The sequence below is a fragment of the Burkholderia sp. Se-20378 genome, from assembly GCF_017104665.1.
Taxonomy (GTDB): Bacteria; Pseudomonadota; Gammaproteobacteria; order Burkholderiales; family Burkholderiaceae; genus Burkholderia; species Burkholderia lata.
This window is the reverse complement of the sequence record NZ_JAAGPG010000418.1, coordinates 1-7,736: the sequence shown is the minus strand read 5'-3', so window position 1 is coordinate 7,736 and position 7,736 is coordinate 1. Positions and strand designations below refer to the sequence as shown.

Annotated in this window: 7 protein-coding genes; 3 read left to right on the top strand and 4 right to left on the bottom strand. The window is 65.5% G+C overall.

The window, feature by feature from the left end; translation table 11 throughout:
- Together G3N93_RS29935 and G3N93_RS29930 are read left to right on the top strand one after the other, a co-directional pair.
- Positions 1-597, top strand: a 597-nt coding sequence (locus tag G3N93_RS29935) for a Smr/MutS family protein (RefSeq protein WP_206134573.1), incomplete at its 5' end; no start/stop codon positions are given.
- The gene (locus G3N93_RS29930) at positions 584-1,207 is read left to right on the top strand and encodes a trimeric intracellular cation channel family protein (RefSeq protein ID WP_011351253.1); all 624 of its coding nucleotides are present in this window, start codon (positions 584-586) and stop codon (positions 1,205-1,207) included. The genes G3N93_RS29935 and G3N93_RS29930, both read left to right, overlap by 14 nt.
- A gap of 86 nt (positions 1,208-1,293) precedes the next feature.
- Here the strand turns inward: G3N93_RS29930 and G3N93_RS29925 are convergent, their stop codons facing one another.
- The 4 genes from G3N93_RS29925 to G3N93_RS29910 form a co-directional block, all read right to left on the bottom strand.
- On the bottom strand, positions 1,294-2,412 hold the full coding sequence (locus G3N93_RS29925; protein ID WP_206134572.1) for an ABC transporter ATP-binding protein: 1,119 nt from the start codon (positions 2,410-2,412) through the stop codon (positions 1,294-1,296).
- Positions 2,413-2,524: 112 nt separating this feature from the next.
- Entirely contained in the window at positions 2,525-3,382 is an 858-nt protein-coding gene (locus G3N93_RS29920; protein ID WP_011351251.1) for a carbohydrate ABC transporter permease, read from the bottom strand.
- On the bottom strand, positions 3,372-4,310 hold the full coding sequence (locus G3N93_RS29915; RefSeq protein WP_122944702.1) for a carbohydrate ABC transporter permease: 939 nt from the start codon (positions 4,308-4,310) through the stop codon (positions 3,372-3,374). Before G3N93_RS29915 ends, G3N93_RS29920 begins: the two co-directional genes overlap by 11 nt.
- 138 nt (positions 4,311-4,448) lie before the next feature.
- Positions 4,449-5,696 carry an ABC transporter substrate-binding protein gene (locus tag G3N93_RS29910; protein ID WP_174944859.1) on the bottom strand — a complete coding sequence of 416 codons (1,248 nt, stop codon included), beginning with the start codon at positions 5,694-5,696 and terminating at the stop codon, positions 4,449-4,451.
- A gap of 431 nt (positions 5,697-6,127) precedes the next feature.
- On the opposite strand from G3N93_RS29910, the gene zwf reads away from it, so the two are divergent.
- Complete coding sequence (gene zwf / locus G3N93_RS29905; RefSeq protein WP_174941423.1) at positions 6,128-7,597, top strand: glucose-6-phosphate dehydrogenase; 1,470 nt, start codon at positions 6,128-6,130, stop codon at positions 7,595-7,597.
- The last annotated feature ends 139 nt before the right edge of the window (positions 7,598-7,736 follow it).

Here is a 7,736-nt window from a genome sequence, read left to right as displayed (position 1 = left end):
GAGCGCATCGAAACGGCCAAGGCCGAGCGCAAGGCGGAAGCCGACGCAAACCTGTTCCGCAACGAGATCGGCACCATCCAGCCGCTGAACGCGCCGCCGCGCGCGGCGGCCGGCCGCACGCCGCCCGACCCGGTGCCGAAGCAGACGCAGCGCGACGAGGAAGCCGTGCTGAACGCGACGCTGTCCGACGAATTCGATCCCGAGACGCTGCTCGACAGCGACGACTCGCTGTACTACCACCGCCCCGGCATCAGCCGCGACGTCGTGCGCAAGCTGCGCAGCGGCGCGTGGATCGTGCAGGCGCAGATCGACCTGCACGGGATGCGGCGTGACGAGGCGCGCGACGCGCTCGCCGAGTTCATCCGCGAAGCCGGCAAGAAAGGGCTGCGCTGCCTGCGCGTGATCCACGGCAAGGGGCTCGGCTCGATCGGCAAGGAACCCGTGCTGAAAGGCAAGGTCCGCGCGTGGCTCGTGCAGAAGGAAGAAGTGATCGCGTTCTGCGAGGCACGCGGCAACGACGGCGGCGCGGGCGCGGTGCTGGTGCTGCTGCAGCCGTTCGCGGCACCCGGCGACCGGGGGCCGCGTGCCGCATCCTAGGCTGACGCTCGCGATCGCGATACTGGAGGCGATCGCCACGCTGGCCTTTGCGATCTCGGGCTTCATCGAGGCGCGCAAGAACCGCCTCGACTCGGTCGGCACGTTCGTCGTCGCGCTCGCCACCGCGTTCGGCGGCGGCACGCTGCGCGACATCCTGCTCGAACGCCGGCCGTTCTACTGGGTCGTGCACGACGACTACGTGATCGCGATCTTCGTGCTCGCGCTGTTCGCGCCGTTCGTGCTGCGGATGCTGTCGCGTCTGTCGGCCGAGCGGTTGCTGCTCGTCGCCGATGCGATCGGGCTCGGGATCTTCAGCATTTCGGGCACGGCGATCGCGCTCGATGCCGAGATGCCGCGCTTCATCGCGGTGATGATGGGCGTGATCACGGGCGTGGTCGGCGGGATCATCCGCGACGTGCTGTGCAACGACATCCCGCTGATCCTGCGCGATTCGCGGCCATACGCGACCTGCGCGTTCGTCGGCTGCTGGTTCTACCTGCTGCTCGTGTGGCTGCAGTTCGACTCGGTGTACAGCGTGCTGCTCGCAACCGGCTTCATCCTCGTCGCGCGGCTCGCGACGTTCAAGTTCGACGTGCGACTGCCGCACTGAGCGCCGCTGCGGCATCGACCGTCGCGCCAAAACAAAAGGGCCGTCTTCGGACGGCCCTTTTTGCTTCGTTCAGTGCTCGCGCGACATCACGCGATCCGCTCTTCCGACGCCGGATCGAACAGCACCGCCTTCGACACGTCGAACAGCAGCGACTGGGTCTGCCCCGGTTGCGGGTTCGCGGCCGGATGCACGCGGCTCACGATCCGCTTGCCGTTCACCTGCGCGAACACGTGCGTATCCGGCCCGGTCGGCTCGGTCACGTCGACGCGCACGTCGATCGGCTGCAGGTTCGACGCCTCGCCGTTGTGCGCGTTGCGCGCGTCGGTGATGCGCTCCGGACGCAGCCCGAGAATCACCTCGCGGCCGACGTGCGACTTCAGCTTCGCCGCGTCGAACGGCAGGTTCAGCGCGCTGCGCGCGAGGCCCGTATCGATCTCGAGCGCGATCCCGCTTCCCTGCTCGACCAGCTTGCCGTTGATGAAGTTCATCGGCGGCGCACCGATGAAGCCCGCGACGAACAGGTTCGACGGCGAATCGTAGATCTCCTGCGGCGCGCCGAACTGCTGGACCACGCCGTCCTTCATCACGGCGATCCGGTCGCCGAGCGTCATCGCCTCGATCTGGTCGTGCGTCACGTAGACGATCGTCGTGCCGAGGCGCTGGTGCAGCAGCTTGATTTCCGCGCGCATCTCGATGCGCAGCTTCGCGTCGAGGTTCGACAGCGGTTCGTCGAACAGGAACAGCGACGGATCGCGCGCGAGCGCACGGCCCATCGCGACGCGCTGGCGCTGGCCGCCCGACAGCTGGCCCGGCTTGCGGTCGAGCAGGTGCTGGATCTGCAGCATCTGCGACACGCGGTCGACGATCTGCTGCTGCTCGCTCTTCGGCACCTTGCGGATGTTCAGGCCGAACGAGATGTTCTCGCGCACCGTCATCGACGGATACAGCGCGTACGACTGGAACACCATCGCGATGTCGCGATCCTTCGGCGACAGGTCGTTGACGACCTTGCCGTCGATGCAGATCTCGCCGCTCGTCACGGTCTCGAGCCCGGCAATCATGTTGAGCAGCGTCGACTTCCCGCAGCCCGACCCGCCGACCAGGATCAGGAACTGTCCGTCCTCGATCTCGATGTCGACACCCTTCAGGACCGGCACCCCGTTCGGGTAGGTCTTGTACACGTCACGGATGGAAAGGCTTGCCATGCTGTGAATCCTCTGTCTCGTCTCGCGCGGCGCACTCCGGCGCCGCGTCGGGTTCGTTTCGATGCGCCGCGCGCGAGGCGCGGCCGGTTCGTCGTATCGGATGAAGCCGCGCTTACCCCTTCACCGCGCCCGCCGTCAGCCCGCGCACGAAGTAGCGGCCGGCGACGATGTAGACGAGCAGCGTCGGCAGCGCGGCGATGATCGCGCCGGCCATGTCGACGTTGTATTCCTTCACGCCCGTCGACGTGTTGACGAGGTTGTTCAGCGCAACCGTGATCGGCATCGAATCGACGCCGGAGAACACGATCCCGAACAGGAAGTCGTTCCAGATCTGCGTGAATTGCCAGATCAGGCACACCATGAAGATCGGCAGCGACACCGGCAGCAGGATCTTCGTGAAGATCGTGAAGAAGCCCGCGCCGTCGATGCGCGCGGCCTTCACGAGCTCGGCCGGCACGCTCACGTAGAAGTTGCGGAAGAACATCGTCGTGAACGCGATGCCGTACACGACGTGCACGAACACGAGGCCCGGAATCGTGTTGGCGAGGCCGAGCATCCCCTGCAGGCGCGCCATCGGCAGCAGGATCACCTGGAACGGGATGAAGCAGCCGACCAGCATCATCGTGAACAGCGCGTCGGCGCCGCGAAAGCGCCAGTGCGTGAGCACGTAGCCGTTGAACGCGCCGATCAGCGACGAGATCAGCACGGCCGGGATCACCATTTCCAGCGAGTTCAGGAAGAACGGCTTCATGCCGTCGCAGCGCACGCCGGTGCACGCGCCGCTCCAGGCCTTCACCCACGGGTCGACGGTCCACGTGGTGGGCGGCGTCAGCAGGTTGCCGGTGCGCAGCTGGTCGAGATCCTTGAACGACGTCGACAGCATCACGTAGATCGGGAACAGGAAATACAGCGCGAACAGGATCAGTGCCGCATAGATCACTGCCCGGCTGATCGTCATCTTAGGCTGCATTGCGGGTGCTCCTCGATTCCATATACATCAGCGGCACCAGCACCGCGACCACGGTCGCGAGCATCATCACCGAGGACGCCGCGCCGAGCCCGAGCTGGCCGCGGTTGAACGAAAACGTGTACATGAACATGGCCGGCAGCGACGACGACGTGCCCGGGCCGCCCGCCGTCAGCGCGACGACGAGGTCGAAGGTCTTGATCGTGATGTGGCAGAGGATCAGCAGCACCGAGAAGAACACCGGGCGCATGCTCGGGATCACGATCTTGCGGTAGATGGTCGGCAGCGTCGCGCCGTCCACCTGCGCGGCCTTGAAGATCTCCGCATCGACACCGCGCAGCCCCGCGAGGAACAGCGCCATCACGAAGCCGGTCGACTGCCACACGGCCGCGATCACCACGCAGAAGATCGCCTTGTCCGGATCGCCGAGCCAGTCGAACGAGAAGCTCGCCCAGCCCCAGTCGTGCATCACCTTCTCGAGGCCGAGGCCCGGGTTCAGGATCCACTGCCACGCGGTGCCGGTGACGATGAACGACAGCGCCATCGGATACAGGAAGACCGCGCGCAGCGCGCCTTCGTTGCGAATCCGCTGGTCGAGCAGGATCGCGAGGAACAGCCCGAGCGCGACACAGATCGCGATGAACGGAATCCCGAACCAGCCGAGGTTCGCGGCGGAGGTCCACCACACGTCGTTCTGGAACAGGTCCGTGTAACGGCCGAAGCCGTCGAATTCGTAGTTCGGCAACAGTCGCGAATTGGTCAGCGACAGATAGCCGGTAATCAGGATGAAGCCGTAGATGAACACCACGGCGATCGCGACGCTCGGCGCAAGCACGAGCTTCGGGATCCAGCGATCGGCGAAGGCCGACATCGGCGACGTACGCCGTGCGGCGGCAGCGCCGGATCCGTTTCCGCTAAGAGGGGCAGCCACTTGATTCGACTCCTGGAACGAGGGCGACGCAGGCCGGGCCGGCGCCAGGTACGGCACGAGCCCGCGGGCGAGCCCGTTTGCTGCACATGCAAAAACGCCCGGCCGATGAAGCGTTTCCGGCCGGGCGCCTGTCGCGCGTTACTTGACCTTCGCGGCCTTCGCGAGCGCGGCGACCGCGCTCTTCGAATCCTGCTGCGAGTTCATGAACTTCGTCACGACGTCCGTGATCGCGCCGGCGGTCGCATCGCTCTGCGCCATCCCGTGTGCGAGCGACGGGACGAAGCCGCCCGACTTGATCGCGGTCTGCTCGTCGGCATACGACTTCTTCGCGCAATCGTCGAACTTGTCCATCTTCACGCCGAGGCGTACCGGCACCGAACCCTTCAGCAGGCTGAACTGTTCCTGGAAGTCCGGCGTCATGATCGTCTTCGCGAGCGCGAGCTGGCCCGGCGTCGCCGCCTTGTCGCCCTTCTGCTGGAAGAACACGAACGAGTCGACGTTGAACGTGTAAGCATTCGCCGTGCCCGGCACCGGTGCGCAGATGTAGTCCTTGCCCGACTTCTTGCCGGCGTTCTCGAACTCGCCCTTCGCCCAGTCGCCCATGAACTGCATGCCGGCCTTGCCGTTGATCACCATCGCGGTCGCGAGGTTCCAGTCGCGGCCGTTACGGCCGGCATCGAAGTAGCCCTGGATCTTGCGCACCGTGTCGAACACGGACAGCATCTGCGGCGAGGTCAGCGTCGCCTGGTCGAGGTCGACCAGCGCCTTCTTGTAGAACGCCGGGCCCTGCGACAGCACGACGTCTTCCCACAGCGTCAGGTCCTGCCACGGCTGGCCGCCCATCGCGACCGGCTGGATGCCCGCGGCCTTCAGCTTGTCGGCCACCGCGAAGAATTCAGGCCAGGTGGTCGGCACCTTCGCGCCGACCTTGTCGAGCGCGGCCTTGTTGATGTACAGCCAGTTCACGCGGTGCACCGAGAACGGCGCCGCGACGGTGTGGCCCTTGTACTTGATGATCTTGTCGATTTCCGGCGGCAGGTTCTGCTTCCAGTCGCCGGCAGCGGAATCGATGTTGACGAGCACGCCCTGGTCGGCCCAGTCCTGGATCAGCGGGCCCTTGATCTGCGCGGCCGACGGTGCGTCGCCGCTGATCACCTTGGTCTTCAGCGCAGTCATCGCCGCAGCGCCCGCGCCGCCCGCGACCGCGAAGTCCTTCCACACGTAGCCCTGCTTCTGCAGGTCGTCCTTCAGCACGCCGACGGCCTTCGACTCGCCGCCCGAGGTCCACCAGTGCAGCACCGTCACATTCTCGGCTGCCTGCGCCGCCACGGCGCCAGCCATCAGACCTGCCGCGCAGAGCGCGCCCATGATCGAGCGAACTTTCATTACTTATCTCCTCCAGACTGAATCAACTCGTGAGGTTCCCCGACGGGGGAACCGGCTTCTTGATAACGACGGGGAAATCGAGCCGCGGGACGCTTGCAGCGTACGGGGCCGATGACCGGCCAGGCTCTTACAGAAAGCGTGAATCGAGATTCAACGGCGTGTCTCCTCTTTGTGTTTCTGGCCCGCCGCAATGATGCGGCGCGAGCCCGGGGCCGACGTCGCGCTGACGATGCGCGCCGTCAATGTCCGATAACATTCGGCACAAGGCGTTCCCGAAGGTGAAGCTCGCGCAGTTCATCGACCGCACTTCTTTTTTTCTTCACCCAGGTGCTACCCCTTGCGGCGGATTGTAGTTAAACTACAATTCAGTGTCAAAAATATTTTTATCGCACTACGGATCGCTTCCCAGCACCCCAACCCGGCGGAGACACATGCATACCGATTCCAGCTTTACCTTCGTACTTTTCGGCGGCACCGGCGATCTGTCGATGCGCAAGATCCTGCCCGCGCTGTTCGAGGCGCACCGTGCGAACATGCTGGCGGAGAGCGGCCGGATCGTTGCCGTGGCGCGTCATGAATCGGATCGGGCGTCGTATCTCGAATGGGTCGACACTCACGTGAAGCCGCACGCGGCCAAGGCCGCCGGCAAGGCGTTCGACGAAGCTGCGTGGAAGTCCTTCCTCGATCGCATCGAGTACGTGCACCTCGATCTCGGCCGCGCGGAAGACTACGTCGTGCTGCGCGACGCGGTGGCCTCGCTGCCCGGCATCCGCGTGTTCTATCTGGCGACGGGCCCGTCGCTGTTCGTGCCGATCTGCAAGGCGCTCGCGTCGGTCGGCCTGAACGAAGGCTCGCGGATCGTGCTCGAGAAGCCGCTCGGCTACGACCTGAAGTCGTCGAACGCGATCAACGACGCGGTCGGCGAGATCTTCGCGGAAGGCCAGATCTACCGGATCGACCACTACCTCGGTAAAGAACCCGTGCAGAACCTGCTCGCGCTGCGCTTCGGCAATGCGCTGTTCGAGCCGCTGTGGCGCCGCGAATGGGTCGAGAGCATCCAGATCACGATCGCCGAGGAGCTCGGCGTCGAGGCGCGCGGCGATTTCTATGACAATACGGGCGCGCTGCGCGACATGGTGCAGAACCACCTGCTGCAGCTGCTGTCGATCGTCGCGATGGAACCGCCGCATTCGATGGATTCCGACTCGGTGCGCGACGAGAAGCTGCGCGTGCTCCGCGCGCTGAAGCCGGTCGATCCGCGCGACATCGGCAAGGTTGCCGTGCGCGGCCAGTATCATGCGGGCGTGATCAAGGGCGCGCAGGTGCCGGCCTACGCGACCGAGCCGGGCGTGAAGCCCGACAGCCAGACCGAAACCTTCGTCGCACTGAAGGTCGAGATCGAGAACTGGCGCTGGGCCGGCGTGCCGTTCTTCCTGCGCACCGGCAAGCGGCTTGCCGATCGCGTCGCGGAGATCGTCGTCAATTTCCGCCCGGTGCCGCATTCGGCGCTCGGGCCCACCGCGCTGCGCCCCGGCTCGAACCGCCTCGTGATCCGGCTGCAGCCGAACGAGACGATTCGCCTGTACTGCCTCGCGAAGCAGCCGGGCGAAGGGATGAACCTCGCGAGCGTGCACCTCGACCTCGCGTTCGACCAGTTCTTCAAGGAAGGGCAGATGGAGGCGTACCAGCGCCTGCTGCTCGACGTGATCAACGGCCGTCTCGCCCTCTTCGTGCGCCGCGACGAACAAGAGGCCGCATGGCGCTGGGTCGAGCCTATCCTGAACGAATGGGCACGCACGCTGAAGCCGCCGAAGCCGTACGCGGCGGGCACATGGGGGCCGGCCGCGGCGAGCGCGATGCTCGCGCAGCACGACACCTGCTGGCTCGAAGAAGAGAACTGATGCAAACCGTTGCCGCGCACGCCACCGTCCGCGGCAACGTGCCCCACGATTCGTACGATTTGAACAGACAAAGCAGTCCGGAGGAGATGTGATCGAGATTCACGCTTTCGACACCCAGGAAGCGCAAAGCGAAGCGCTC

Coding starts and splice junctions, on each gene's coding strand:
- G3N93_RS29910 (WP_174944859.1), bottom strand. CDS start 5,696: ATGAAAGTTCGCTCGATCATGGGCGCGCTCTGCGCGGCAGGTCTGATG.
- G3N93_RS29925 (WP_206134572.1), bottom strand. CDS start 2,412: ATGGCAAGCCTTTCCATCCGTGACGTGTACAAGACCTACCCGAACGGG.
- zwf (WP_174941423.1), top strand. CDS start 6,128: ATGCATACCGATTCCAGCTTTACCTTCGTACTTTTCGGCGGCACCGGC.
- G3N93_RS29920 (WP_011351251.1), bottom strand. CDS start 3,382: ATGCAGCCTAAGATGACGATCAGCCGGGCAGTGATCTATGCGGCACTG.